This is a genomic window from Streptomyces sp. NBC_00390 (assembly GCF_036057275.1).
GTDB lineage: Bacteria > Actinomycetota > Actinomycetes > Streptomycetales > Streptomycetaceae > Streptomyces.
In genome coordinates this window covers 7695478-7720973 of the sequence record NZ_CP107945.1, presented here as the reverse complement: position 1 = coordinate 7720973, position 25496 = coordinate 7695478, and the positions used below count along the sequence as shown (strand labels likewise).

The window sequence follows — 25496 nt, the reverse complement described above, 5'->3', positions numbered from 1 at the left end:
GGTCATTTCTGTGTGCGGTCAGCTCTTGAGCAGGAGGTGCAGTTCGCCGGGTCGCTGCGCTTCGACGAGTGCGGCGTGCCCGATCATCGGGCGGAGCTCTTCGACAGTGGTGTGGGCGAGCAGGTCGGCCAGAGTGAGGTCGCGCATGTGGTGCGATCGGAACGGATAGCCGAGGCTCAGGTGGTAGGCGGCGCGCAGGACAACGCGGTCGGCTTGCTCGCCGGTGAGGCCGCACGGGGTCATGAGGCTGAAGAGAACTTCGGCGTTGCCGAACGGGGCGGTGGCCGGGACTGCGGCGAGAGCTTCTGCGGCGGTCACTACCTCCTGCCGCAGGTGCTTCCTCCACATCAGGTTGGCCTCGGCCGCACGCCCGGCGCAGTGCAGGGCGGTGTAGAGGTACAGCACGTGGAAGCGGTCGGTGGTGAAGAGGGTGCTGAGGTATTCCGTACGGCTGATTCCGGCGGCCCCGACTGCGCCGCGGCTGGCTTGCCGGACGGCGTGGCGGACGGCATGCGTGAGTCCGTGGCGCGCCTGGTCTGGGGACAGGCCGTGCTGCTTGCGGGCGTTCTCGTAGAAGCTGTCCCAGCGGGTGTTCATGACCGGCTCCAAGAGGTCGTGTGACTGAGGTTGGCCCTGCTCGGGCGATTGCGAATGGCGGATATGGACGGTCAGTCGGGGCTCGGATAGGCGGCCTGGAAGTCGGCCAGGTGCTGGGCCACGTGGTCCATGAGGGTGCGGATGGTCTTGATGTCGCCGCGCAGGAACAGGGCGGTGTCGAGGAGTTCGGCGTAGGCCCAGTGGTGCAGGACCTGCCGGTACTGGTCGAGGCTCAGCGCGGTGAGGGTGCTGGAGCGCAAGGCCCAGGCCGCCGTGCCGGCGCTGTCGAGGAGGTGCTTGGCGGAGTGGAGTTCGTCTGCGCTGGGTGCACGGGTCAGGAGGATGAGAATGACGGCGCTGATGTGGTGGCCGGGTATGTCCAGTTGGGCGGGGTCTCGGGGTACAGCCATGGCGTGCTCCTTGGATGCAAGGGAGAAGGCGCCCCCTTGGCTTAATTTTTATAGGCAGTCGGGATGGGGGTCGCCACGGAGAAAATTGAGCTGCGATCTACTCTGTTTCAGAACTCGGGAGTTGCGGTCACTGGAGTTCGCCGGCAGTGCGCGGAACGCTCCCGCGCGGGTTGGCGGGCAGGATGATGGCGCGGTCGCGCTCGTCCGGCAGCGGGTGCACGTAGTAGAAGCCGGCCGGGTGCCGGTAAATGTCTGCGAGCTTGGCCAGTTGGTTGGCGTCTCGCAGGACGGCGTTCCACTGAGGGCCCGGCCATACGCCGATCTCGGCGAAGTCGTGGATGCGCAGCCCATCACGGTCGTGCATGTGCCACAGCTGGAAGTTGGGCTTCTCCGCGTACGTGAGAGTGAGCGTGCGCACGCGCGGGTCAACCTCCCTCGCAGCGAGGGTCAGGCGGCCGAGCAGTGCTCTCGCGAGCCGTCTGGCGGCATCGCAGACCGCGCGGTCGCGGCGGCCGCAGGGGTCCTCCGGTCGGTCCATCAGCGTGTCCCTTCGATGGTTGGAATCCGTCCGCCGGGCTGGCGCCGGATATGGATGCCGAGTGGGGGCAGCCGCGTTCACGGCCGCCCGCACGCGTGCGCTTCGGCGTTGAGGAGGCGATCGCGCAGTCGGGCAGCCGCATCGCTGCAGGCGCTGCTCACTGCGCTCCCGGCGATCCAATGGACCCGGCGGCCAGGAACGCTGGCCGCCGGGCAGGGGGTGGGGCTACGGGTTGAGGCGCTCACGCAGGGCGATGAGGATGTTGATCGCGGCGTCCAGGTCGATGCCGCTGTGCGGGCTCGTGGTGACCGAGTCCGCAATGGGGGCGACTACCGCAACTGCCAGGTCCAGGGCCTCATCCGGGAGCAGGGAGGCCAGCACGTCCCCGTCCATGTGCGGAGCCGTCTTCTCGAGGCCCGTCTCGACGGCCTCGTGGATCACCCGCGCGACGGCGTCCACTTCGCCGGACGTGAGGGCGTCGATCTTGGAGACGCGAGCGTGGATGCCGGCGAGCGTGTAGACGTGCAGATCCTTCACGGTGACTCCTTGTGTACGGGCGGGGTCTTTCCCCTCCCTCCGTGCTTTAATTCTATATGCATTAGGGAGGGGGTCAAGATCGACAGGAAAATTCTCGAAACTATTTCCGCAGGTCAGACGGCATGTAGGGGCACAAGCTCCCGTATGTGCAGGACGAGCCTGTTCCCGGCGACGACGTGCCCGATGCGCATGTCCGGACCGATGAGTCGCGTGTGGTCGTCGTCGTGCAGGATCCCGCGGTCCACAAGCCCGTCGACGCACGCCTTGAAGGAGGGGTACCAGTTGGCCGCGTCTCGTCGTTGCTTGTCCTTGGGGTGCAGGACACCGATGATGTGCGCGCGTTCCAGAGGCGGTATCCGCTGGGCGGAGGCCCACGCCGCGCGCCGCAGTACCTTCGTGATCTCCGCCCGCGTGTGATGGTGCAACCGCTGGTTGGCGTTCAACAGGAGCAGTCTGGGCGGCAGTGCCACGGTGTAGCGTCGGCCGGGCATGGCTCCCGGAAGGGACGTCATCGCGTCGAACCAGTCCGCTGGCGGCCGCTCGTCCGTCGTCTCAATCGGCGGGGTGGGAACCGGCGGTCGGCCGTTCTCCAGGGCTTGGCTGGTGCCGCGCTCGGTGCCGCGCTCGGTGCCGGAACCGCGCGCCCTCACGCCTTCTCCCTCGCCGGCGGGTAGCCGATGAGTTCGATGGGTGTGACTGCGAAGGCGCCGAACGTCTTGCGGTGTGCTGGTTGCGAATCGATGAGGCGCGTGTGGGAGTCGGGGTTGTCGCTGCCGATGATGTTCGCCCAGCGTTCGTACACGCGGTCGGCGGGCTCGTGCAGGTGTAGGCGCACGCCGAGGCCGCGGTCCTCGCCGTCGGCGTAGATGGTGCCGATCTCGACGCCCGGTGCGGCAAGAGCAGGGTGGGCCTGGGCTATGAGTGCGACGGCGGCAAGCGGGGCGAGCACGTCGCGCATCGTCCGTTCGCTGGTGTGTGCGGGCATGAGTCCTCTGGTCACGTGAAGTCGGGGAGTTCGAGCTGTTGCCCGCCGACGAGTACGGGCGCTTTCGGCTTGATCGAGTCGAGGTATCTGGCGTGGAAGGGATCGCAGTTCTCGCATTGCTGCTCGACGGCCCTGCGATGGGCTCGCGCTCCTGCGGCGGTTCCGCATGCCTTGCGGATGACGGGAGCGGGCAGTTCCGTTGGCTTGGCGGCGTGGACCTGGTCGATGATCAGGCCGTCGAACCAGAGTCGGCCGCCGCACACTCCGGTGAATCCGCTCTTGTGCGGCATCACGTGGGCTATGCACTGGGCGCGCAGAGGGCATGGCGCGCACAGATGCAGTACCGGTCCGCATTGCTCGCGCGCGTGGCGTTCGGTGGGCGGGTCGTCTGCCGGTGCGAGCCCTGGAAGGTTGCGGCAGGGGGCGTCGGTGAGGCTGAGTGTGGTCATGGTTCTCCTTGGCCCCGGTCACAGCACCGGCTTGAGGCGCTCGCCGATCCACCGGGCGACGTTGCACGAGACCGCGTTGCCTGCCTGCATCGTCTGCTCGGCCTGGTTGCCGTAGACGACGTACTTCTCCGGGAACCGCTGGCCGAGCAGCTGCTCGCGCGGCTTGAGCATCCGGAAGTAGCAGTCCTCGATGGCCGGGGTGCTGCGCAGGACTGCGGCCGAGTCGCGGGTCGAGAGGGCGTGTACGGGGTCTGCGGCGGTCTTGGGGGTGGTCTTTCGATACGGGATGACGAGGGTGTTGCGGACGGTCTCCTGTGAGGGTGTGCCGTCGGGGACGACCAGGCCGTGGTGGTTGCCCTTGGCCGTGATTCCGCTCATGGGGTTGGTGACCGGGCTGGTGGTGGAGTTTCGCCGGAACTCGACGATGAAGGGGTCTGCGGTGACGAGGGCTTCGCTCTCGCGGGTCAGGCGGGTGCGCATGGGTACGTCGACCGGGGTCGGTTCGGTGTTCCAGCTGCCGCCGGTGGGGACGAGCAGGGCGTCGCCTTGCTTCGCTGTGCGAGTGGGAAGTGGCCGGTCCTCGACCGCGTAGGCGCGGTCGGTTCCGTCTTTGCCGTGGGTGAGGGTGATGGAGCTGGGGCGGTGCGGGAACTTGGCCAGCCCGGAGCGGATGCGGTCCATGGTGGTGGGGACGAGCGGCTTCTTGCGGTCTCCGATGCGCGTACCGATGTCCTTCCAGTTGATGATGTCGGCGGCCGGTCGGACGTACGGCTCAACGACGATCCGGCCGCAGCGGGTCTGCGGGCAGCGGTAGTCGTAGTCCCGCCGGTACTTGCCGATGCGGGTCTTGTCGTTGAACCAACTCTGTACGGCGGGGACGTCCTGCCCACAGGCCGGGCAGTGCGCGAGGGGACGTGGTGCCAGGTCGGGCTGGCGCATTGTCCTGCGTGTGAAAACGCAGTACAGGCGGTCACGCCACTGCGGGGCTCGTGGGTTGACGTCGTCGCCGATGTGGGCGCTGCTGACGCTGACGATCTGGACGCGGTAGCCCAGCTTGTCCATGGCGTCGAGCCAGACGGGGAAGAGGAGCCAGTCGGTGGCGAACTCGATGACGTTCTCGACGATGATCGCCTTGAACCGCTTGGCTTCGGCGGCCCGCACGACGCACCAGCCGGTTACACGCGTGCGCTCGAAGGCATCCTTGGTCAGAGCCTGCCACTCCTCCCACGTCTCGTCCGAGTCCAGCTCATCGAGGAGGTCGAGTTGCTTGCTCTCCCGTCGGCGTCCGCCCGCAGGGCTGATCTCGGTGCAGATGACGGAGGCCCACAGCACGTCAGCCTTCGGCAGGTGGCGCATGGGCAAGCCGGATATGTCGATGCAGGCGTGGTCAGCGTCTCTGTGGTTGGCCGCGTGGGTGTCGATGGCGAGTTGCCAGTGATTGATGCCCAGGATCAGCTCGTATCCGGCTTCAACGAGGCCGGTGCTGCTCCCGCCGGCGCCGCACAGCAGGTCGATCACTTTGATCACGATGGAGCTCCAAGAGGTCTGCACTGCGTCCCGGCCCCGCAATTCGGGGGCCGGGACGCAGTAGTGGGTCAGTGGACGCGAATGCCGCCGAGGTCGCGGGCGCGGCGCATGAACGCGGTCCAGCGCCCCCACGTCAGGTCGCCGACGGGCATCTCCGCGATGTCGTAGTGCGGGTGTGCCTCGTACGCGGTGAGCGCGGCGCCGAGTTCCGCAGGAGTGATCAGACGGCCCTCGTTGTAGCGGAGCTTGAAACCGGGGATGCCCGCGGGCTCAGGCTCGGCCCAGTCGCGCGCCTCAATGAGGGCGGCACGGAGCTTGTCGAGGGCCGCCTTCTGCTCGGCAGTGGCCTCGTCGCCCAGGTACAGCTCCTCGCCGGTCAGGCCGAAGTCGGCCATCCTGGGCCAGGCAGGGGCGGGGACGTCGGTGACCATGCCGAAGTTGGTCATGGCGTCGATAACCGTGGCGCCTTGGAATGCCCCGAGGCGGAAGTAGTTCTCGATACCCTCGAGCGGGCTGCCTTCGGGGTTCTGGGCGTAGATGTCGAAACCCATGGGTGTCTCCAAGAGGTGGTAGCGCGGCCTGTGTTGAGGCCGGCGGGAAGTCAGTGGGCGGCGTGTTGGCCGTGGTGCTGACCGCAGTGGGTGCAGCGCGGGCGCCGGAGGCGCATCTCGGTTCGCAGGTCGTGCAGGAGGACAGCGCCGAACCCGGCGGCCCAGACGGAGGCGCCGACCAGGACCCATGCGATGGCGGTCACGTCGTGCTCACGTCGCGGGCGGGACGGTCGCCGCGCCTGGGGCGGTCGGTCATGCCGGGACCTCCCCCTCGTCCTGGAGGAAGACGGTGAGGACTGCGCCCTCGCGCTCCCACACGGTCAGCGGCCAGTCCGTTCCGCCCTGCTCGTGAATGCAGCGCCAGCCGCTCTGCATGAGCGCGTAGGTCTCGTAGCCGTACTGCTTCACGGCCTCGTGGGAGTTGTCGAACGGTCCGACGAGGACCTTGCCGTGCTGCCGGTGATCCTTGCCGACGCCGAACTGGCGGACCGAGCTGAGGGTGATGAGCGGCGGCCGGAGGTTCCGCGCGGTGACGAAGGCCGAGATGGCGAGGAACAGGGGAACGATGTTGTTGCCGTTCGCGGCCTGCTCGCCGTCCGGGGTGGAGTCGTAGACGATCTCGTCCACGGTGGGGGTGTCCTCGTGGTGGCGTGCGACGAGGAAGCCCTGCAAGTCGCTGGGGTCCGTCGGCAGGTCGCCGACGGACGAGATCCACAGGTGTGATCCGTCCTTGAGCGCCACCACGATTCCGAACTCGCCACCTCCGCCGGTTTCGACGTCGGTGACGAGGTGCAGCCGACGCAGAGGGGTGATGACGGGCTCGTAGGTGTGCCACAGCTTGCGCCAGAGCGGATCGCCCGTCCGGTTGTGGTCGGGCATGGGGGCGAGCTGGGCGTTCGGGTGCGTCACGTGATCTCTCCAAGAGGTCATGTTCGTCAACTCTACAGAGTTGGGATCTATCTCAACAGATGGCTGTGCGCGCTACGGAAGAGCCGGTCGGGTGACAGGGTGGCCGCTCTCCACCGCGCGCTCTCCGCGAGCAATGACCGCCAGGCGGGTCAGCTCTTCGGCGCGCGCCTCCAGGGCGATGGCGAGGGTACGCGCCTCATGGGCCACCTTTCGCGCCTGCATGAGGGCGTGATGGGTGACGTGGGGGTCGAAGTGGAGCTCGGCGCCCCCGATTTCGTCGAGGAGCTGATTCACGAGGTTGTCACGGGCATGCTCGCTGTCGCCGAGGCCGTCGAGGTGGCGTTCACGTTCGGCCGCCTTGTCGAGTTCGGCGATGGTGGTCAGCATGTCGCCGACGCCTTCGGAGTCCTCGTAGTACAGGTCGGCGAGCTCCCGCAGGAGCGAGTGAGCCTGCTCGCCACCGTCCAGGACCGCACAGCCTCCGCGTCGTCGCCGCAGCTTGGGCAAGTACCCCATTTCCTACCTCCGTTCATGGGCGGGGTGCACCCCTTCCCTCATGCTTTAATTTTATATGCATTCTTGGAGATGATCAAGAGCCTGGGGAACTTTATAAAGTTGTGACCTATCTTTTGGGCTTGCGGATGCCTTCCCTCGTCCTGCGGGCGGCCTCCGCCGTGGCCTCGGATCGCTGCTGAACCTGCTGACGGCGTTCTTCTCTCTCGGCATGCCAGGCCTGCCAGAACTGCCCGTGCTCCTCATGCTCTTCGGCCTTGCGCGTAGCCGTCTCCCGGGCGCGCTCCGCGCGGGGGTTCGTGCCGCAGCCCCGGCAGGACGCTGCTGGCTTCCCTCTATGCCGCGTGCATCCGGCTCCATCGTTCGGCGCGCCGGACGGCTTGAGCGGCGAAGCGGCAGCGGGCTCCCCTGCGGCGTCAGCCGCGGGGGTAGGGGGGAAAGGAAGAGAGAAGGAAGGAACAGGAAAGGAAGGGGTTCCATCGGTGAAACCCTCTGGGTTCCCCGTGTGAAACCCACTGGGTTCCACAGATGAAACCCGGCAGTCGGCCTCTGCAGGGTTCCCCGCGTGGAACCCTGCGCCTTCCTGGCAGTTTTCGACCTCTCGCCGGCGGGCTGTCTCTCGCTCCTCGAGGTCCGCCTGTGTCATGGCGGGTGTGGCCGGGGCGGCCCTCCGCACGTCCGTACGGGCCTTGCGTGGGTTCTTCGGCGCCGCTTCGCGCGCGGCCAGTCGCTCCTTCAGCTCCGGCGTCGTGGGCGTTCTGGGCACCGACTTCGGAAAGATCCTGTAGACGGCAGCCCGGCCCGCCTTCCCGGTGTGCACGCGCTCCACCAACCCCTTGCGGACGAGTTCGGTGATGATCGTGATGGCGCGCTTGGCCGTGACGCCGACCCACGCTGCCAGCCGGGCGAGGCCAGGACGGGCGAGACGCGTCTCGTCATCGGCCGAGTCGCAGAGCTTCATCAGCGCCAGCTTCTGACCCTGGTTGACTTCGTCGTGAGGCAGGTAAGCGGCGGCAATCATGAGTTGAATGGACATGGCTCCCCCTGGAGCGGCGTTCGGGCAGGTCGGAGCGCCCTGCCCGGTGGCGGCCGGGCAGGGGCGGGAGAAAGGCTGCGGCTACGCGGCGGCGGGCGAGACGCGGATGATCCGTGCCGTCTTCTTGCCGGTTTTCCTCATGGGGACGGCGAGGCTGGCCGCCTTGAGGTTCTTGATCATCTTGTCGGCGTCGGGCGCCATGGGAACGGGGATGTCTGCCAGTTCGTGCAGGTCGACCATGGCTTGCACGTCTGGCTCTTCCGCATCGTTCTCCCCGCCCCACGACAACTCGTTGGGCCCGTAGATGCCTGCGGGCGACTGGTCGAGCTTCTTGCGGGCCAGCTTCTTGATCTTGTCGCCACTGCTGGTCAGTTCGTGCCCGCGCACGTAGTCGATGAGGGCCTGTGCACGGTCCCCGTCGTCGTGGATCAGCGCGGCCTGCACCGGCACCCCCGGCGCCGTTCCAGGCCAGCACGCGGTGAGGAAGGGGCAGTGGTCGCAGATCGGAGCCAGACCGGGGCCGTCGAAGTCCCGCTTCATCTCTTCGGGGTGGCCGGTCTCGCGCACCCGGTCCACCCACCAGCGGGCCTCGACAGCGCGCTGGGGGTCGTAGTCGATCTCCTGGATGTGCTCGGAGCCGTTGTCGCGGTTGATGAAGCGGAAGCGGATGCGGCGCACGTTGAGCGGCCCGAGACGGGCCAGGTATCGCTGACCGGGCACGTCTTGAAATCCGCGGTCAGCGAGCAGTCCGGCGTACAGATGAACCTGGCGCAGCTCGGCTTCGGTGGCCCCGTATCGCACCACTCTGTCCCACAGGTAGGTGGACTTGGTCTTGATGTCCTCGACCGTCAGCACGTCGGATGGGACCGTGGGACGGTGCCGCTTGGGCAGGCGCGCGGCTGTCGCGTCGTCGATCTGGACGACGTCGACGTGACCTCTGATGGTGTCGTCCTGGACGCTGCGTTCCACAAGCCATCCGTACTCGGTCCGGGCGGACTCAAGCAGGCCCATGTGGATGTATGTCCCGAGGATTGCTGCCTTGGCGTCCGGTCGATCGGTGCGCGGGGTGCCATGGAGGATGTAGGCGGCACGTCGACCGCACACGGTGTCGGACGCACCGAGCTGGGTCTGCTGCGATCGAGGCCGGCGGGCGTCGACGTCGTGCGCCGCGGTCCATATGGAGAGTGAGCGTTCGAGGATTGTGGACATGATTGTGCTCCAAGAAGTGTGGTGGCCGGGCGGTCGGCATGCGGGACGGCCCAGCGGGGGTCACTGTTCGGCGTCGGCGTCCTGCTCGGCTGCTTTGCGTGCAGCAGCGGCGCGCAACTTGTCGGCGTCCGACCTGGGCTTGTCGCCCATCTCCTGGGGCGCTGCCTCGAGTTCGGCTGCTCTGCGCTCGGCGGCGGCGCGGACCGTCAGAATCTCTTCGTGGCTGAGCTGGTTCGCCGGATCTGGGACGGCTCGCCAGATGGCTGCCAGGGCCTGCGAGTTGCTCTCGCCCTCGATGCGCTTCAGCCACGGTCCGACGCGGTCTCCGGCCAGTTCGGGCATGACGCGCGGCTGAGATGCCTGCGAGCAGCCCAGGCCGTTGAAGATCAGGTCCTCAATGGAGAAGTTCTTCAGGCGCAGGGGCTTTCTCGGCTCGACACGCAGCCGCAGTGAGCGCACTTTGATGACTTGCGGATCCTCGTCGCGCTTCATGCGCACCCATACGGTGGAGTCGAAGCCGAGGTCCTTCTGCGCGGAGACCTTCCACTCGGTCACTGCCCGCCCACGGTTGTCCTTCAGGGGCTGTCCGTTGTCGTCGGAGGCGCTGATCTGCTTGCCGCGGGCCAGCACGATGGCGATACCGGGCAGGGTGCGCAGCAGGTACATGACGCGGTTCCAACGCTCGGTGGCGTCGTTCCAGAGGTTCCGGCCGATGTCGTACGCCGCGTCGGGGTCTTCCTGGAGCAGGGCCTGGTTCTTCCTGGTGCGGCGGCCGCGCTCGTAGGTCCAGTTGCTGAGCATCCGCCACAGTGCGGATGCGGAGTCGATGACGAGGACTACGGGCGGCTCGCCGGCGGCAGCGGCGCGGCGGGCTTCGGCGTGGACTGCCTCGATCTGTTCGAGGATGTCGCGGTAGGTGCCGTCGTGCTCGATGATCAGGTAGTCCGCGCCGTCGATGGCGGCGTACTCGTCGGCCGACCCTTCGTCGAGGTCGATCCAGTACGTCTGGCCGACCTTGTCACTGGCGCTGAACTGGGCGGCGCTGAAGGTTTTGCCCGCTCCCTCCTCGCCTTCGAGGAGGACGAGCGGCCAGGGCACGATGCCAGTCGGCTTACGGGTCTTCAGCTTCGGGGCGGGCGGGCGGGTGCCGCTCGCGGCTTGCGTCACGGTCTTGCTCCAAGAGGTCGTTTCAGTCCGTTCGCAGGGCGCGGACTTCGAACAGGGGTGACCACTCCGGGTGTTCGTCGACGAGGAGCCGGACGTACCGGGAGCGGAAGTTGTTGTTCAGGCGGAATTCGTCACCGCGGGTGGCTTCGCCGTAGCGGTAGCGCAGGAGCTCGAAGAGCATTCCGATGCCGACGCGATTCCAGCCGTGCTGTGCACAGTCGGCCGTCATGCGTTCCAGCTCGCGGTGGACCCAGGGGTTGAGGGCGTGGAAGTCCTCGAACCGCTGCTGGATCGACTGGGCGTGTCCAGTCGCGGGCTGCCTGACTCGCGGAATGTCTCCGATGCCGAACAACGGCGGTTGTTCCAGAACCGACATGCGCCCCCCTCCGATGCACAACTCTTAAGAGTTGGAATCTATCTTTGGAGAGAGTGGAATGTCGACCACGGAGCGGCGCGGTGGAGCCCGAGGGGGACCGCCGAGGGCGCGCCGAGATGCAGCGGCGAGGCGAACTGCCGACCGCACCATCCCTCCCCCCACTCGAACCCCATCACCCTTCCCAATGCTCTAATTCTATATGCAAAAGGGGGACGAGTCAATCCGCACGCCGCTCTGACCTGCAGCTACGCGGTCTTCTTCGCTGCGGGGCCTCGAGGGATGATTACGGCGCCGGGTCCGGAGTAGGTTCCGGTTCGGAGCGCCTCCAGAACCTGCCCGTCGATCCGCCACGGCACAGACACCGCACCGGCCTGGAGGGCGGGAGCGTCGTCAACGATGCCGTCCAGCAGCCAGATGGGCGTCCCGGAGAGGGAGTAGTCGGCCGGCCGGAACCGGCCGGTCTCCTGCGCCTTGTTCAGCAGCGGCCGGGACGGCAGCCCGAAGAGGCTCACTACCTCTGCTGGTCCGACCAGAGGAGGGAGTTCACTGACGTCGTGAACCCAGTAGCCCGGGCCCTGGGACTTGATCAGGTCCGCGAGGGCCTGCTCATTGACATGCTTGGGGCGCGGCGTCGTCTCACCGAAGCCCTTGACGAAGCTGAGGAGCCAATAGGGCGATCCGCTGATGATCTTGGCGTGGCTGTAGTCGAGGACCCCGTCACGGCTGATCCACTGGCTGACCTGCAACCGCTTGACACCGTAGACGTCCGCGAACTCCTTGCCGCCCGCCAGGTACGGCTTCCTCACCGCCGGCCTCTCCGTACTCGACACCGTCAGCCTGTCCCCTCGCCCGACTCCCCTTGCCTATAGATAGTAACCGGGCTCGCCAGCGGCTTCGGGGCGGCCGGCTGTTGCTACAGTTGGCATTTCCAAGAGGTCGAAGGCCCTCGTCGCGACTTGAGACGGGGGCCTTCTTCCATGTGTCGAGTGGGTCAGTGGGACGGGAGCGGACTCCGGTTGCGCGGGTACTCCGGGGGCCGTGCGAACCCCAGGAGCCAACCGAAGCGCGGCGACAGGTACTTCTCCGCAAGTCGGAAGACGGCGTAGTAGACAAAGATGCACACCGGGGTCAGAACACCGGTGAGGGCCGTCGAATCGAGGCCGAGGCCGTAGCGGGTGGAAAGGGCAAGCAGCCACCCGGCGAGGGCGGGGATGCCCGTGCGGAGCAGCGAGGCGTACAGGTTCACATCATGCCTTTCGGTGGGAATGGTCAGGCGAAGAGGCGTCGCCAGGTCTCGGGGCCGGGGTAGCCGTCGGCGTCGGAGCCGCTCCAGTTCTGGGCGCGCTGGAAGGCCCGCACGTTGAGCCGGTCCGCCTCTCCCCAGCTGCGCGACGGCCCGACCTTGTAGTGGGTGCCGAAGCCCTTCTTCACGAGCTGGTGGCCGAGGCGCAGGATCGAGTCATTGACCTTGCCGGGGCCGAAGGCCGCCTTGCCGGGGAACGGGGGCGCTGTCGGCGTGGGCTTGGGCTTCCCGCCAATAGCGGGCCAATCCGGCATGGGTCCCGGGTCGTTGTGGCTGTTCTCCGGCACCTGGCCGTGGGCGTAGTGGCCACCGCGCGAGGCCCAAACCCGATCGCTACGGTTCGCCTTCCACGTGGGCTTGCCCATCGGCCAGTCGTCGGGGACGCCCCAGCTGCGTGCCCAGGTGAGGACCTTGTCGAGGCCCTTGGCCGGGGTGTCGCGGACCGTGGCGTACGACTTTCCGTTGACGCGGCAGTAGGGGAAGAAGAGCGTCTCAACCTGCAGCAGGACGCGTCCGGCCCGGTTAGTGCGAGTGCCACCCGGGGCGTCCGCGACGCTCTTGCTGCGCGAATTCGCCGGATAGAACTGAGCGATCCGGCCGGTGAACGGATCCCAGAGCAGGTGCGGCGCGGAAGCTCGGCCTGCACCGGTGAAGTAGCGGACCAGAGCGTCGAATGGCACAAGGTCGGCCGGCTTGGCCGCAGTCGCGTTCTTGTCCCAGGTGATGTGCCAGACCACCTTGGGCTGAAACTGAGTGTCGGTTGGTGCTGTGTCGCCAAGCGGATGCCTTTCGGCACCGGGCAGCCACAGATCGGGCATGGCGCGTCCTGCTTCTCCCCCGCGCCTGCTGAGTGTTCCTGCCGTTTGTCGTGTGCCCTATGGACCGCTGCGAGAGGTGAGCCAGACGGTGACGACGGCAACCAATACCGGTGCAATGAACGCGCTGACGGCGAGACGTCGATTGATTGTGCGCGCGGCGGCCTCGGCATCCTGCTGCCGCTCCAGAATCTCCAACCGCTGCTGCACAGCGCGCTGGTCGGCCTGGTAAACGTCCTTCGTGACCATCTTCTCGAGCTGGCTGGCGAAGGCTGCGAAATCCGAGCGCAGGTCCTCGCGGAGCTGCTGCAGTGCGCGGTGAAGCTCCCACAGCGTGGGGTCATTGGGCGTCGGCGCGATCACGTCGTTCCTCCGTGTGGCGTTCCCGCACCGCCGACCAGTTTACGTCGGACGACTGGCAAGCAAGCCGGGCCGAATCCTCTACGGGCAGTTACTCGTCCTAGCCGAGCTCAACAGACATAAACGTCATCGCCACCGTCTACACCCACGTCCGGCTCCGCCTCTAACGCGACGCCGTCGACACCCTCGGCACCGCACTCGACGGCCCGACGATCACCGAGACGGCCAACGGCGATGACGATGAGCCGACACCGGTGCCGCCCTCGTCCGCTGACGTTGCCGTCAACTACTGCCGTCAAGACCCGCTGAAGGCCCACCAAGCCTTGCCTGATGGGCCTTCAGATTTGCACTCATGACATCCAGAAAACCGGGCAGTGCTACCGCAGCGTCACTTATACGCCGAACTCTCTCAGAACACCCGGTCAGAGACCGTCTCAGATCTGACTGCTGGGCACACCAGGATCACGACCTTGCCGAAGAGTCTCTAGTTCACGAATCGGGAATGAGATGCCACCCCAAGCCCTTGAATACGCGTCACTGCCGCCACACTGAACCAGCACTTCGTCAGCCATGAGTACCACGCCGCGGATAAATGATCGGACGTCAACCCGACCGTGCCATCGCAGACTACCGCCGCTCCAGCGGCCGGACTCTGATTCCATGTCCACAAAATGGACGACCTGCAAGTACGCCTCTTCGTCGGCACCTGCAAAGAACAGGCAGGTACCCCCAGGCTCGGCAGGAAGGAAGGCGATTGCCGAGCTCGACCCCAGTCGCAGGTCAATGGCCGCTTGCACTACGGAACCAAGACCATCCCCCACGTATGTGGTGTGCACTTCGATGGCCTCTCGCGGAGAGAGTAGAGCGAGTGTAGCCGAGCCGGGATGACCCATCTTCCAATGAAGTGAAAATTCATCCATTGCCATCACCTTGGATAGGCGGTACGTAGAGTTCCATTTGGATTGAGAATCACTTCGACGCTTGTCTCACCTCGAGAGCCAACGGGATATTCGAAATCCAGGGTGTGAATTGTCCCGTCCCGGGGACGCCCGGTCACCGGATCGGGCCTATTCGGCAGACCTCGAGTTTTGGCGGCATCCTGAATCAATTCTCCAATATCATCCAAATCCATATAATTGGAGAATGTCGTGTTTCCTGGCACCACTCCTGGACTACCATCCACATGCTCATTCAGCACGTGTTGCCAGCCATCCCCCTTAAAGAGATTGCAGTTGCTGTTGTGAACGAGAACCGGGGTCTCGCCCGCCAGCACATAGTACGTGTGGACGCCTTCGATAGTGAGGTTGTACGTCCGGGCGTCGTCCTGGTACTGGCGCGTGGCGGTGACCTCGACCGTGCGGCCCTGTTCGGTGCGGAGAGTCACGCCGGGCTTGAGGTTGCCAGCTTCGATCCAGCGGCTTTCACTGACCGACCAGAAGGGGTGCTCGTGTGTAGCGACCAGCTTCTCTGAACCATCTGGCGTGGTGATCGTGAGCTCGGTGAAGTGCTTGTCGCTGTCGGTGACGATTGTGGCGGTTACTTCATGTTCACTGGTTTCACCGGTTTTGGGGTCCGTAGCCAGGACCTTGTCACCGATTTCGACGTCTTCGATGTTCTTCGTGGAGCCATCGGCAAGGAGGACGGCGGTTCCGGCGAGGAAGCACTGGCAGTCGCCGGGGAGTTTCTTGGTCCTTTTGAGTTTAGTGAGTTTGAGGATCTTGAGGGCCTTGAGAGGCGTCGGGAGGTCAGTTGCTGCCCATGCGCAGCTCGAGAGGCTTTCACCCTTGACGCACTTTTTCCAGTCGTCCACATCGGGCAGGAGAAGGGTCTTTGCGATTTGCCAGGCGTCAAGATCCTCGGCGTACACGAAGCCCGAATTCTTCATCAACTGGGCCACGTTGCACTGGTCAGCGAGATGGCCTCCGCCATATCCGCAGGACGGCGATTCGACGGTAATGACTACAGTGACTGGGCCGTCTCCGCCATTGCCGTTATCGCTACTCCCCTTGTCCTTCCCAGAATCCTTGGGCTCGTCTTCCTTCTTCGGAGGCTTTCGGCAGCTCCGCGGATCTGGTGCTCCACAGTCCTCATACAGTCCGGTCGGATCGGTGAAGGTGATCGGGCTGTTGTTGGAGTACGCGTAGCCATTGATCTGCTGTGGTTCCGCGGGGTTCATGATCGGGTCGACGGAGATGAATCGACCGATGGTGGGGTCGTATTCGCGGGCGCCGAGGTGGGTCAGGCCGGTGGCGTCGGTGGTACCGCCGACGAAGCCTCTGGTGGTGGGCCAAGTGCCGGTGGGAGTTCCACGGCTGGCTCCGAAGGGCAAAGACCGGCGCTGAGTCATGGCCAGGTCTGCGGTCTTGACGGCGATCTGACCGGTGCCGTGGTGGTCGGCGATGGTGATGGCGACGGCGCCGTCATCCGTCTTGACGGCCTGGTGGCCGTTGCCGAGGTCGGTGTAGCGGGTGGCTTTGGCCTTGGTGGCGCCCTTGGTCAGGACGAGTTCGGTGTGGCCGAGGTAAAGGGTGGTCTCGGTGGGAGTACGGGCAATGAGGCGGTTGCCGTCGGAGTCGTAGATGTAGCTGGTGACATCGTCGGGCTTGCCCTCGACGGGCTGGGTGAATTGGGTCAGGTGCCCTTCGGCGTCCCAGTCGAGGCCTTGGGTGTCGCCACCGATCAAACGGGTCTTGGTGTTGCCGGTCTCGTCGTAGCCGTAGGTGGACTTCGAGGTGCCCGACGGGCCGGTCTGGTTCACCTCGGTGACCGCGTGGGGTCGGGTGCTGCCCGCGGGGGGATAGGTGTAGGCGCGCTGGACGTCCTTGGCGCTGTCGCCGGCGGTGTCGTGGAGCGTTTCAGTGAGCCGGTTGCCGGTCTTGTCGTAGGTGTAGGAGTGCCAGTACGGGGCAACTCCGCCGATCGCACCGCCGGAGGGAGTCCCGGAGCAGGTGGTGTCGCCTTCGGTCCACGCGTCGGTCAGGCGTTGCAGGTGGTCGTAGGTGAAGCACTGGTTGTCGGTGCCGGGCCGGGCGACGTCGGTGAGGGAGAGGATGTTGCCGGCCTGGTCGTAGCCGTAGGTGACGTGGCGGTCGACGCCTGCGATGTCCTGGCGGTCCACGCGCGAAGTGGCCAGACGCTGGGTGCCCCACTCGTAGGAGTTGGTGACCTGGGTCACCTTCGCGCCGGCTGCGGTCGAGGCGAACTGCTGCTGGAGCGGCTTGCCGGTCAGTGAGTAGCTTGTGTCCGCCTTGAAGCCGTCGCCGAGCAGGGAGATGGGTCGCAGGGTTGCGTCGTATGTGTACGCATGGGAGCCGCCGGGCAGGGAGCCGGCTGCCGAGTAGGACATGCCGGAGACGAGTCCGGAAGTGCCATAGGTGGTGCCGGTTTGGTAAGTGCCTTGGAGGGCGCCTTCGGCTGCGGGGATGACGACTGAAGTGCGCAGAGGCCGGTAGAGGGAGTCGTACTGGGTGACGTTCGTCGTGTAGCGGGATCCACCGATGATGCGGCTGGCGGAGGCAAGTTGTCCCTTGGCGCCGGCGACGGTGTCGTACGTCCATTCTGCGCGCAGGGTGCCAGAGGCGTCGGTGTCGCGCAGCTGGGTCTGGCGGCCGAGGCCGTCGTAGCTGTGGTGGAGGGTCTTGTTGTTGTCGTCGGTGGTGGTGACGAGCTGGCCGCGGTCGTCGTAGGTGGAGTCGAGTGTTCCCTTGTCCGGGTCCTTCGCCTCGATTTGGCGGCCGAGCTGGTCGTACTTGTAGGTCCAGTTGTTGCCGGCGGAGTCGGTCAGTGTGGAGAGGTGACCGGCCGGTGTGTGGCGGTAGGTGGTGGAGTCGTAGGGGGCGGTGGCGCTGCGGGAGTGGTGCTGACGCAGTTCAGTAGTGCGTCCCCGAGCGTCGGTGAGGGTGGTGGAGGCGGTGCCGCCCTCGGGCGGGATGACGGTGGTGCGGTCGCCGCCGTAGATGGTCTGCGTGACGCCCAGGACTGCGCCGCCGTCGCCGTTGCCGGCGATCTGCTTTGTTTCGGTCTCGCGGCCCAGTCCGTCGTAGCTGTGGCGGGTCTGGGTCTCCACGCTCAGCGCCTGGTCGGGTTCGAACAGGGTTTTACTGGGCGGGGCCGCCGTGTAGTAGGTGGCGAAGGTCTTGATGATCCGGCTGCGTTCGTCGTAGAAGCGGTCGGTCAGCAGGCTTCCCCCATTGGGGCCAGGAGCCTGGGTCTGCCGCTCGCGCAGGAATCCGTCAAGGATGGTGTAGGAGGCGAGCTGCCCGCCCGAGTTGTTGAGCGTCTGGGTGCGGACGGCGACAGCCTTGTTCTCTTCGATGAAGTAGTCGAAGGCGTGCGACGGGGTGAGAGAGGTGGAGCGGTTGGGCAGCCAGACCTTGGAGGACCGTCCGAGGGCGTCGTAGGTCAGCGTGGTGACCCGGTTGTTGGTGTCGGTTTCGGTCAGCGGCAGGCCGCGCAGTGTGTCGAGGGTGACGACAGTGGTCTGGGCTGTGGTGGTGTCCAGCGGCTTGGCGGGCGGGGTCTTCGTGGTGATCTTCGTGGGGAGGCCGGTTGTGGGCTCGAACGTGGTGGTGATGGTGCGGCCGTCACTGCGCGGGGTGCGCACCGGTGTGCCGGTTTGTGTGGCGGTGACGTTGGCGGTGAGGTCGGTGGCGGTCAGCTCACGGCCGTAGGAGTCGACGGTGCTGCCGGTCTCGAGGTAGGTGGCGGTGGTGCCGTTGTGGGACTTGAGCGTGGCGGTCGCCGTTGCGTCGCCCTTGGTGGGTGCGGTGCCGTAGGCGCTGCCGTCGTAGGCGGTGCGGACATCGGAGATGACGTCCTTGGCCCGGTCAGGGGTGGCGTCACAGGCGACCGCAACGGTCTCCACACGGGACGGCAGGGTAAGGAGATTGTCGGTGGTGTTGGTGGCGTAGTTGGTGCGGGTGCACTGGTTGTCCGCGGCGGTTGTGGTGTCGCCGCGGTCGTCGAACTCGATCGCGCGGCCGGCGACGGTGTCGTACGTGGTGGACTTCGACGTGGTCCGCCAAGAGGCGCCGGTGCCGTTGTCCAGTGAGGTGTACGTCGTGGAGCTGGCGGTGCCGGTGAAGTTGGCTGTCACCGTGCCCCACGTGCGTTCCTTCTTCGCGGTCTCGTGGTGCCAGGGACGTTCGATGGTCTTTTCCAGCACCTTGCCGGCGGGCCCGGAGTAGGCGGCGGTCTTGTAGACGAAGCCGGCTGCCGACTCGTGGTCGGTGATCGGGTCGCCTTCGCCTGTGCCGAGTGAGACAGCGACCGTCTTGGTGCCGCCCGAAGGGGTTTTGCGGTCACCGTCCATGCCGCGCAGGAAGTAGCTGTCGGACTGCCCCGTCATCTCGGGGCCCTGGCCACCGGTCTTGACCCGCACGTGCCCGTAGCCGCGCCACTGCGACCAGGTCTTTTCCTTCTCCTTGGTCAGGCCGTCGTCATCGTCGTAGTGCCAGGCCGCATCACCGAGGTACTCGTAGGTGGTGACAGCGTCCGGCGCACCGCCGGTGCGGTCGGTGGCGGTCACCGAGGTAACCACGTACTTGTTGAACCAGTGCTCCTCCGCCGGCTCGGTGTCGGAGCCGCCCAGCATCTGAGGGAAGCAGCGGGTGGTGTTCGTCTCCGGTGTGGGCAGCGCCGAAGGGTTGCATGCTTCGTCGGAGTAGTTGACGTCGATCTGGCCGCCGTATTCGTCGGCGATGCCGGACAGTCGCTCCTTGACGAACGGGGCCCATCCGTCGCCAATCTGGTCCATGCGGTTGACCAGCTGGGTGTAGGAGAGGGTGGTCTTCGGCAGGGTGATCGCGGGGGTGGCGGTGTGGCCAGTGCGCTGGATGGAGTCGAGCAGCAGCTGGTAGTCGACGTCTGCCTGGCCCCAGCGGTGGTCCAGCTTCCAGGAGTCGACCGGGGTATAGGTGGTGCCCTTGAGGACCTGGGTGGTGATCCCGGTCAGGCGCTTACGGGTCCAGAACGTTGCTGCCAGACGGCTTTCATCGCAGTCCTCCGTGGCATCGCAGTTCATGTCCCACGGCGTGTCGTACCAGTAGAAGGAGTCGGTGGCGATCGAGCCGCAGGTGGTCTGACCGTTCGGGATGCAGCGTTCGGCGCTGGTGAAGTCGACCTTGGCCAGTGCCTGGGCGCTGTAGACGGAGCTGGACTTCAGGCCGTACTCAATGCGGTCGAGGGAGCCACCACGGGTGTAACGCGTGTTGTCGGTTGCTTTGAGGTTGCGCCCGTAGGAGTTTTCTTCCTTGTTGTAGTAGTAGGCGATCGCGTTGCCATGAGTGTCGACGGCGTAGTCGAGGTTCCATCGCCAGGCCTGCTGACACCATGAGTCGGCGAACGTCGCACCGTGGCACTTCTCGCCCGCGTCGTCGCCATAGACAGGGACAGTCCAGGTGGAGTCGGTGGCTTCCTTGCCGTCAGCCCAGCCGGGCAGGCGGTGGTAGCCGAAGTAGTAGCGGTTGCCTGACGGGTCGGTCAGCCGCCAGTACTCGCCGTCGTTGTCACCGTTACCCCGATCGGTGGAAGCCAGGCGGGCAATGCGGGTGCCGTCGTCCTTCTTCAGCTTGAACTCGTCGTTGCCTGCCGGGACAAGCTCGCCGCCTTTGCCGTTGAAGGTGATGAAGGCGTTGTCGTAGGCCCAGCACTGATCGGCGGGCTTGTTGCCGTCCGCGTTCTCCACGCCGTCGTCCGCACACGGCTTGTAGCGGCGTTCGATGTAGCCGGGCCACAGGTCGAACCCGTCGCCGACCCAGGAGGACTGGTTGTTGGTCCCACCGGTGCGGCCGTCGATGGCAGCAGACGAATAGGACAGTCCCACCTTGGGGGCCAGGTCGCCTGGCACCTCGGGGACCGGGATGTCGTACGACCACCCGAAATCACCCGAGCTCAGGTCGGTGTTCCATGCGGCCGACGCCGCCAGCGGGGTCGCCTTGTAGTCGCCGCCCTTGCCTTCGTCGCCGGCCACTGCGGCCAGGACCATCGGGCTACCCGCCGTGAGGGAGAGCGCGCGTGCGGTCAGGGTCTGCGCTTCAACATTGTTCTCCGTCGCCACCGGAGTGGCCTTCCGGCACGCAGCCTTGCCAGGTGTGTCGAGCACGCAGGCGGGCAGTTCGACGAGCGTCAGACGGTCGCCGTAGCCGCCGCCGAATGCCTCGGCGAAGGTGGAGTAGTCGACCGAGGCGCCCACCTTGCCGTTTGTGTTCTGTGACGGCTGGAGGGTGAACAGCTGCCCGTGGACACCAGCCTTGCGTGCCGCCGCTTGCGGCAGCACACGCGTGACGACTTGATCAATTGCGCGCTTCGCGTGCTTCTTGGGGGGAGTGATCAGCTTGAGCGGCTGGCCTTTGGCCTTCACCGGGGCACTGGCCTTCGCCGCGGGCGCGGCCAGTTCCACCACCGCGGAACCCGCTTTCGGCCAGGATGCCCTAGGCGCTTGGCGGGGCGTGCGCGGTCCCTTCTCTACGATGCGGGGCGCCACAGCACTGGTCCGCGAACCCTTGACGGGCTTCTCAGAACTCGGGAGCCCGGGAAGTCCGTCACCTGAGGCGGATGCGGCGGTTCCGAAGGCGACCGCCTGCAGCAAGGTGACCACCATGGCCATGGAGGCCCCGAGGGCAACCTTGCGCCGTAGCCTTGCGCCGGGGCGGCGCAGGGGTATGCCGTTCATGCGTGATTCCTATCGTGATCACTGCGCGGGCACGGGCGGTGCCGTCACGCATGCAAGTCTCATTCGGCGACAAGTCGGCTCCGCAGACGGGCTTGTTCACGCCTGCGGAGCCTTCTCATCACGGGTCAGTCGCCGGGCACCTGGGTGGGTACGTCGAACCAGCTGGCTGCCAGCTTTTTGACCTGGTCCTCAGTGAGGGCTCCCTGGAAAGCCCACACGTCGTCCACCAGACCGGAGAAGTACTCGCCTACCCGGCTGCCCGAACCGGAGCGACCAACCTGGAGGGAAGATGCCTTAAAGATGAGAGCGTTCTCCGCCCACGGCACTAGATCCGAGCAGGCAGGATCATCGGCCTGACCGTCGCCGTCGGCATCCGGGCAGGAGATCTCGGACAAAGAGCCGTTGACGTACAGACGGGCTTCCTTGGTGAAACCGTCGTAGACCAGAGCCAGGTGATTCCACTCTTTTGCGGAGTAGAACTCGCCATTATCGGTACGGGTAATGGCCGCGGAGCTGGCGTTGGTGTCGGCGACCGACAGCTGCCAGCGTCCCGGACTGCCTTCCGGGTTGGTCGCATCTGGCACGAAACGTACGGCGAACGCACTCTGGGCGCTGCCCTCCGCGCTGGCGAGCGCCACCGCTCCGTCAGGTATGGCGGCGGCTTGGGCCCATGCGGTTACCGTGAAACTTCCCGAGGTATCGACAGGTACGGTACCGGTCGATGCGTAGGCATCCACTCCGTCGAGCTCCATGGCACCGAAGTCGATCCATGCCATGTCGGACTTCTTCGCCCCGCCGTTGAGGGTGAGCGCGTTGCCCGTGCCCGAATCGTCGGGGGTGGTCGAGGGAACGGTGTCGGTGATCTCCTCGAACTTCCAGCGTGCCTTGACCAACGGGCGCTGCTTGAACAGCTGCTGAACCTCCCCGGCGGATACAGGTCGGTCGAAGAGCTTGACGTCGTCGATCTGGCCGGGGAAGAAGGAGCTCGGCGCGCCGTCGAACGAGCCTGCACCGATCTGCACGGCCCCGCTGGCGTACCAGGTCTGCGGCACCGTCGCCGTTCCAGCCTCGACGCCGTTGACATACAGCGTGAGCCGGTTGGCGACCGTGTCGTGCACGCCTGCGAGATGGACCCATTCTCCCGCTCGTGCAGTGGTGCCGTCTGGCTGCATGGCGCGAATCGGGGTGGCTTCGGGTGTGTCTGCGGAGTACTGGTTGAACACCCACCGGTCGTAGGCGCTCGAGTAATACAGTTCGAAGCCGGATTTGTGCACGCCCGCTTGGGTGGCGATCACTGCTCCGTGGTTGGGCTTGGTCGCGGAGAGCTTCGCCCATGCCGCTACCGAGAAGCCTCGCTGGTTGTTCACCTGCGGCGAGCCTGTGGTCGCGTAGTCGTCGACACCGTCCAGTGTCAGAGCTGCCTTCGTGACACCCGGTTCGCCCGGCTTGGCACCACCCTTGAGTACGGCTGCGTGCACATCCGCCCGGCCCGTGATCTGTGTGGCGTTGGCGGCTTCGTCCATCGGGAACACCGCGCGCGCCGGGCGGCCCGCGCCGATGGGCTGCTTCGCATGCAGCTTTGCCACATCTGCGTCGGAGACGGGCTTGTCGAAGATCCTTACCTCGTCAACGGCGCCGGGAAAGAAGGATCCGGGCGTGCCGCTGTAGGAGCCGGCACCGATCTGCAGACCACGTCGTGCATCCCAGGGGGTGGTGTGGGTGGTGGTACCGACCAGAGTGCCGTCGACGTAGAGCTTGAGGGCGCCAGTGGACGAACTGTAGGTGCCCATCAGGTGGGTCCACACGTTGGCTTGCACCCCGCCGGGCTGGGGCGCCATCGCGCGGACGATGCTCGAGCCTGCGGTGTCGGCGGCGTACTGGTTGAACACCCAGCGGTCGTACGTCTTGGAGTAGTACAGCTCGAATCCGGGACTGTGATTGCCCGGCTGGGCCGCGATGATGGCCGCGCCGTCGGGCATCTTCGACAGCTTCGCCCAAGCCGATACGGAGAAGCCCGTGTCGGTGGCGACCGTGGGGATGTCGGTTCGTGCGTAGTCGTCCACGCCGTCGAACGCGATGGCTGTGCCGATGGCTCCCTCAGTACCGGGTGTCGGCCCACCGAACAGCTCAGCCGTCTGCGCCGGCACGGTGCCCGTGGCTTCGGTGGCACCGGCCGCCTCGTCGAGCGCCCAGCCAGCACGTTCGGGCTGTCCCGCCTTGACCCGGAAACGGTAGCCCGTCGGCGCCGACTTGTTGCCGGCTGCGTCGAGAGAGGAAACGTACAGGGTGTTCAGGCCGATCTTGGCCGGGAGCAGCGGGATCGTCTTGGCTGCGCCGCCGGTCGTGAGGATCTCGTTCTTGGCGGTCGGATCAACGTTGAGCCCGTACCAGTACTTGGTCACTTGGCTGTCGTTCGCCTTGATCTCGAACGTCCCATACTTGCCCATCCCGTCGTACCACGGGTCGTTCGGGTCCTCCGAGTTCGATGCCGGGTACTCGCCCGAGGAGATCGAAGGCGACTTCGGTGCCTGTGTGTCGTAGTAGAAGTAGCAGCCGGTCGCAGCACCGGCGTTCGACCACGGCGAGGACTGAGCACCGTCATAGCTGCGGACGTACCAACTCACCTGCTTGTTCTCCGGAATGGAGGAGGGCAGGCTGACGGTGAAGTCTGAGCCGGACGGCTTGGATATGGTCCTGTCCGGCTTCCACCGCGCGACCATGCCCTGGCCATCTCCGCTGTCCCACGCGGCCTGGAACTGAACAGCGATGCTGTCACCGTCAGGGTCTACGATGTCGTTCGCGCTGATAGTCCCAAGAGAGCGGGTACGGACGGCGTCCTGCGGCTTCTTGCAGACGCCGCCGAACTGCATGGACAGCTGTGACATCTTGATCTGCGGAGGTGGCCGGTTGTACGTCACGCGCAGGAAAGCCTTGTCGGAAAAACGCTTCCACGCGTATCCGTCCGACTCGCTGGCAGCACGCAGACCGAACGTCATCGCATCGTCGCGATCATTCGCAGCCGCCTGCACGGCCGCCTTCACGTCGAACTCCGCATCCCTGGCACCGCAGCCGGTGAAGCCATAGGCAAAGGACTTCGACGCCAGCTCCTTCACCCAAAAGCCCGCGGCGTTCTGCGAGTTCCACGTCGTCGACGAACTGATCGGCTTGGTCTCCCACAGCTCCACCGTTCGGTCCGAGCACGAAGCGGACCAGGTGTTCCGCACGACGAACTCCGCCGACAGGATCGACTTGCCCGCGTACCTGGAGACCGGAATCTGGTAGAAGAGACGCTTCGTGTCATGCGGGGCGCAATAGGACCAGTTGCAGTAGCCAAGACCGGCATCCGAGTCGCCGTTGAACTTCCACTGCGGAGACCCTGCCCAGTACTTCGACGCCATCGTCCAGGCCGTCGCCCGTTCCGAGTACCACTGCGGATCGATGAACACGGGGTAGGTTGTGCCGCTCCCCTTCAACACGTCAGTGTCCGGCGTCAGCACCAGCTCATCGCCGTCAGCCGACACCTCAGCGCCCACCGGGGCAAGCTTGCCCGACTCCCCAGCACCCGGTTCCCCGTCCGACGCTGCTGCGGCGGCCATTCGCCCGGCCTTGAGCGACACTTCGCCGCCACCGGCGCTGGAATCCCACATGAAGGGCTTGGGCGCCTCGAAAACCGTGCCCTGAGCACCTTGGTCAACCGCTTCGAGACCACCCTCGTCCGTGGTCCGTACGTCGAGCCCGTCAGTAGCGAGCTGCAGCCGTAGCTCAGCAAGTGCGGGGTTGTTGGCTGCCTCCGCCGTCTTCACGACCAGCAGCTGAGTGAACCCATCTTCCTGAGCAGTCATGCGCAGGTCGACATCGGGGAGCACCGACTTGTACGTCGCCACCGCGCCATCCAGTTCGGGGGCTGGCAACGTGTCCGGCCAAGACAGGGACATCACCCGTCCAGCCTTCTCCATACTCACGAGCGGTGCAGAGTCACCGCCGCCGGAGAACGCCACCTCAGCAGTGGTCGCCTTGGGAGCGACAACCCCTCGATCAGTCACTGCAAGGCTTGTGTCAACGCGCTTCCAGGCGCCGGCGCCCCGCGTCCAGACCGGGCGGAGGTACTCGCGGGCCTCCAGCTCACCTTCGGGTGTCGCGAACACCTCGCGGCTCTCACCGCGCAGGCCCATGACCTCAACCGCTGTACCCGTCCGCTTGGCCTCGGCCAGGGCCTCGGCCTCGGTCAGCACCTTGTCCCCATCGGGTGCCTGACTGGAGGCATTGGCTGCCTGAACCGTCGGCTGGGGAGCAGCCTGGCCGTCCGGGGAAGGCAGAAGGCCCACTGCGAGGACCGCGCCAAGCGTCACGCCCGCGAACCTGCCCACGCCACGTCTTCGACTCCACATAACCCGCACTCCCACCCCACGACTTGCCCACTCAAACACCACATGGATCACATGAACCACTGGAGTGCGCTGAGTTAACAACGGCGACGGCGGGTAGTCCAGCGTGTCGCACATCACGTGATCGCGGGATGTCCTAATCGCCCATGTCTGCCTG

The 25496-nt window shown here is 65.9% G+C and carries 22 protein-coding genes; all 22 read right to left on the bottom strand.

The genetic code is table 11. The features are described 5' to 3' along the window. Positions 1-18 precede the first annotated feature (18 nt). A complete protein-coding gene (locus OHS70_RS34315; RefSeq protein ID WP_328404047.1) occupies positions 19-597 on the bottom strand; it encodes a hypothetical protein in 579 nt (192 codons plus the stop codon). A gap of 71 nt (positions 598-668) precedes the next feature. After that, positions 669-1007, bottom strand: coding sequence for a hypothetical protein (locus tag OHS70_RS34310; RefSeq protein WP_328404045.1), 339 nt, complete (start codon positions 1005-1007; stop codon positions 669-671). A 127-nt stretch (positions 1008-1134) separates the two neighbouring features. Further along, positions 1135-1545: a hypothetical protein gene (locus OHS70_RS34305; RefSeq protein WP_328404043.1), complete on the bottom strand. Its 411-nt coding sequence runs from the start codon at positions 1543-1545 to the stop codon at positions 1135-1137. Positions 1546-1770: 225 nt separating this feature from the next. Beyond that, positions 1771-2082, bottom strand: a complete 312-nt coding sequence (locus OHS70_RS34300; protein ID WP_328404041.1) for a hypothetical protein — start codon at positions 2080-2082, stop codon at positions 1771-1773. Positions 2083-2195: 113 nt separating this feature from the next. Further along, positions 2196-2732 (bottom strand): hypothetical protein, encoded by a 537-nt coding sequence (locus tag OHS70_RS34295; RefSeq protein WP_328404039.1) that lies wholly within the window; start codon positions 2730-2732, stop codon positions 2196-2198. Then, entirely contained in the window at positions 2729-3067 is a 339-nt protein-coding gene (locus OHS70_RS34290; protein ID WP_328404037.1) for a hypothetical protein, read from the bottom strand. The genes OHS70_RS34295 and OHS70_RS34290 overlap by 4 nt, the downstream gene beginning before the upstream one ends. An 11-nt stretch (positions 3068-3078) precedes the next feature. Beyond that, the gene (locus OHS70_RS34285; RefSeq protein ID WP_328404035.1) at positions 3079-3516 is read right to left on the bottom strand and encodes a hypothetical protein; all 438 of its coding nucleotides are present in this window, start codon (positions 3514-3516) and stop codon (positions 3079-3081) included. Positions 3517-3534: 18 nt separating this feature from the next. Further along, entirely contained in the window at positions 3535-5043 is a 1509-nt protein-coding gene (locus OHS70_RS34280; RefSeq protein WP_328404033.1) for a DNA cytosine methyltransferase, read from the bottom strand. 68 nt (positions 5044-5111) lie between these two features. Beyond that, complete coding sequence (locus OHS70_RS34275) at positions 5112-5594, bottom strand: hypothetical protein (RefSeq protein WP_328404031.1); 483 nt, start codon at positions 5592-5594, stop codon at positions 5112-5114. A 50-nt stretch (positions 5595-5644) separates the two neighbouring features. After that, the gene (locus OHS70_RS34270; RefSeq protein WP_328404029.1) at positions 5645-5797 is read right to left on the bottom strand and encodes a hypothetical protein; all 153 of its coding nucleotides are present in this window, start codon (positions 5795-5797) and stop codon (positions 5645-5647) included. Between the two features lie 49 nt (positions 5798-5846). After that, positions 5847-6503 (bottom strand): hypothetical protein, encoded by a 657-nt coding sequence (locus tag OHS70_RS34265; protein WP_328404027.1) that lies wholly within the window; start codon positions 6501-6503, stop codon positions 5847-5849. A 72-nt stretch (positions 6504-6575) separates the two neighbouring features. Continuing rightward, positions 6576-7019, bottom strand: coding sequence for a hypothetical protein (locus OHS70_RS34260; protein ID WP_328404025.1), 444 nt, complete (start codon positions 7017-7019; stop codon positions 6576-6578). Positions 7020-7125: 106 nt separating this feature from the next. Then, on the bottom strand, positions 7126-8052 hold the full coding sequence (locus OHS70_RS34255) for a helix-turn-helix domain-containing protein (RefSeq protein WP_328404023.1): 927 nt from the start codon (positions 8050-8052) through the stop codon (positions 7126-7128). An 81-nt stretch (positions 8053-8133) separates the two neighbouring features. After that, on the bottom strand, positions 8134-9261 hold the full coding sequence (locus OHS70_RS34250; protein WP_328404021.1) for a hypothetical protein: 1128 nt from the start codon (positions 9259-9261) through the stop codon (positions 8134-8136). A 60-nt stretch (positions 9262-9321) separates the two neighbouring features. Next, a complete protein-coding gene (locus OHS70_RS34245) occupies positions 9322-10428 on the bottom strand; it encodes an AAA family ATPase (protein WP_328404019.1) in 1107 nt (368 codons plus the stop codon). Positions 10429-10450: 22 nt separating this feature from the next. Beyond that, positions 10451-10804 carry a hypothetical protein gene (locus OHS70_RS34240; RefSeq protein ID WP_328404018.1) on the bottom strand — a complete coding sequence of 118 codons (354 nt, stop codon included), beginning with the start codon at positions 10802-10804 and terminating at the stop codon, positions 10451-10453. Between the two features lie 245 nt (positions 10805-11049). Continuing rightward, positions 11050-11610 (bottom strand): hypothetical protein, encoded by a 561-nt coding sequence (locus OHS70_RS34235; RefSeq protein WP_328404016.1) that lies wholly within the window; start codon positions 11608-11610, stop codon positions 11050-11052. A gap of 185 nt (positions 11611-11795) precedes the next feature. After that, positions 11796-12050 (bottom strand): hypothetical protein, encoded by a 255-nt coding sequence (locus OHS70_RS34230; protein ID WP_328404014.1) that lies wholly within the window; start codon positions 12048-12050, stop codon positions 11796-11798. A gap of 23 nt (positions 12051-12073) precedes the next feature. Beyond that, the gene (locus OHS70_RS34225; RefSeq protein ID WP_328404012.1) at positions 12074-12925 is read right to left on the bottom strand and encodes a peptidoglycan-binding protein; all 852 of its coding nucleotides are present in this window, start codon (positions 12923-12925) and stop codon (positions 12074-12076) included. Positions 12926-12982: 57 nt separating this feature from the next. Beyond that, positions 12983-13285 (bottom strand): hypothetical protein, encoded by a 303-nt coding sequence (locus tag OHS70_RS34220; RefSeq protein WP_328404010.1) that lies wholly within the window; start codon positions 13283-13285, stop codon positions 12983-12985. 922 nt (positions 13286-14207) lie between these two features. Next, positions 14208-20882, bottom strand: coding sequence for a polymorphic toxin-type HINT domain-containing protein (locus tag OHS70_RS34215; protein WP_328406112.1), 6675 nt, complete (start codon positions 20880-20882; stop codon positions 14208-14210). Positions 20883-21079: 197 nt separating this feature from the next. Then, the gene (locus OHS70_RS34210) at positions 21080-25342 is read right to left on the bottom strand and encodes a LamG-like jellyroll fold domain-containing protein (protein ID WP_443062774.1); all 4263 of its coding nucleotides are present in this window, start codon (positions 25340-25342) and stop codon (positions 21080-21082) included. Between the last annotated feature and the right edge of the window lie 154 nt (positions 25343-25496).

Bases quoted from the DNA above. Each gene is read 5' to 3' on its own strand.
- OHS70_RS34315 (WP_328404047.1), bottom strand. From the start codon at position 597: ATGAACACCCGCTGGGACAGCTTCTACGAGAACGCCCGCAAGCAGCAC.
- OHS70_RS34310 (WP_328404045.1), bottom strand. From the start codon at position 1,007: ATGGCTGTACCCCGAGACCCCGCCCAACTGGACATACCCGGCCACCAC.
- OHS70_RS34305 (WP_328404043.1), bottom strand. From the start codon at position 1,545: ATGGACCGACCGGAGGACCCCTGCGGCCGCCGCGACCGCGCGGTCTGC.
- OHS70_RS34290 (WP_328404037.1), bottom strand. From the start codon at position 3,067: ATGCCCGCACACACCAGCGAACGGACGATGCGCGACGTGCTCGCCCCG.
- OHS70_RS34285 (WP_328404035.1), bottom strand. From the start codon at position 3,516: ATGACCACACTCAGCCTCACCGACGCCCCCTGCCGCAACCTTCCAGGG.
- OHS70_RS34275 (WP_328404031.1), bottom strand. From the start codon at position 5,594: ATGGGTTTCGACATCTACGCCCAGAACCCCGAAGGCAGCCCGCTCGAG.
- OHS70_RS34260 (WP_328404025.1), bottom strand. From the start codon at position 7,019: ATGGGGTACTTGCCCAAGCTGCGGCGACGACGCGGAGGCTGTGCGGTC.
- OHS70_RS34255 (WP_328404023.1), bottom strand. From the start codon at position 8,052: ATGTCCATTCAACTCATGATTGCCGCCGCTTACCTGCCTCACGACGAA.
- OHS70_RS34250 (WP_328404021.1), bottom strand. From the start codon at position 9,261: ATGTCCACAATCCTCGAACGCTCACTCTCCATATGGACCGCGGCGCAC.
- OHS70_RS34240 (WP_328404018.1), bottom strand. From the start codon at position 10,804: ATGTCGGTTCTGGAACAACCGCCGTTGTTCGGCATCGGAGACATTCCG.
- OHS70_RS34225 (WP_328404012.1), bottom strand. From the start codon at position 12,925: ATGCCCGATCTGTGGCTGCCCGGTGCCGAAAGGCATCCGCTTGGCGAC.
- OHS70_RS34215 (WP_328406112.1), bottom strand. From the start codon at position 20,882: ATGGTGGTCACCTTGCTGCAGGCGGTCGCCTTCGGAACCGCCGCATCC.
- OHS70_RS34210 (WP_443062774.1), bottom strand. From the start codon at position 25,342: ATGTGGAGTCGAAGACGTGGCGTGGGCAGGTTCGCGGGCGTGACGCTT.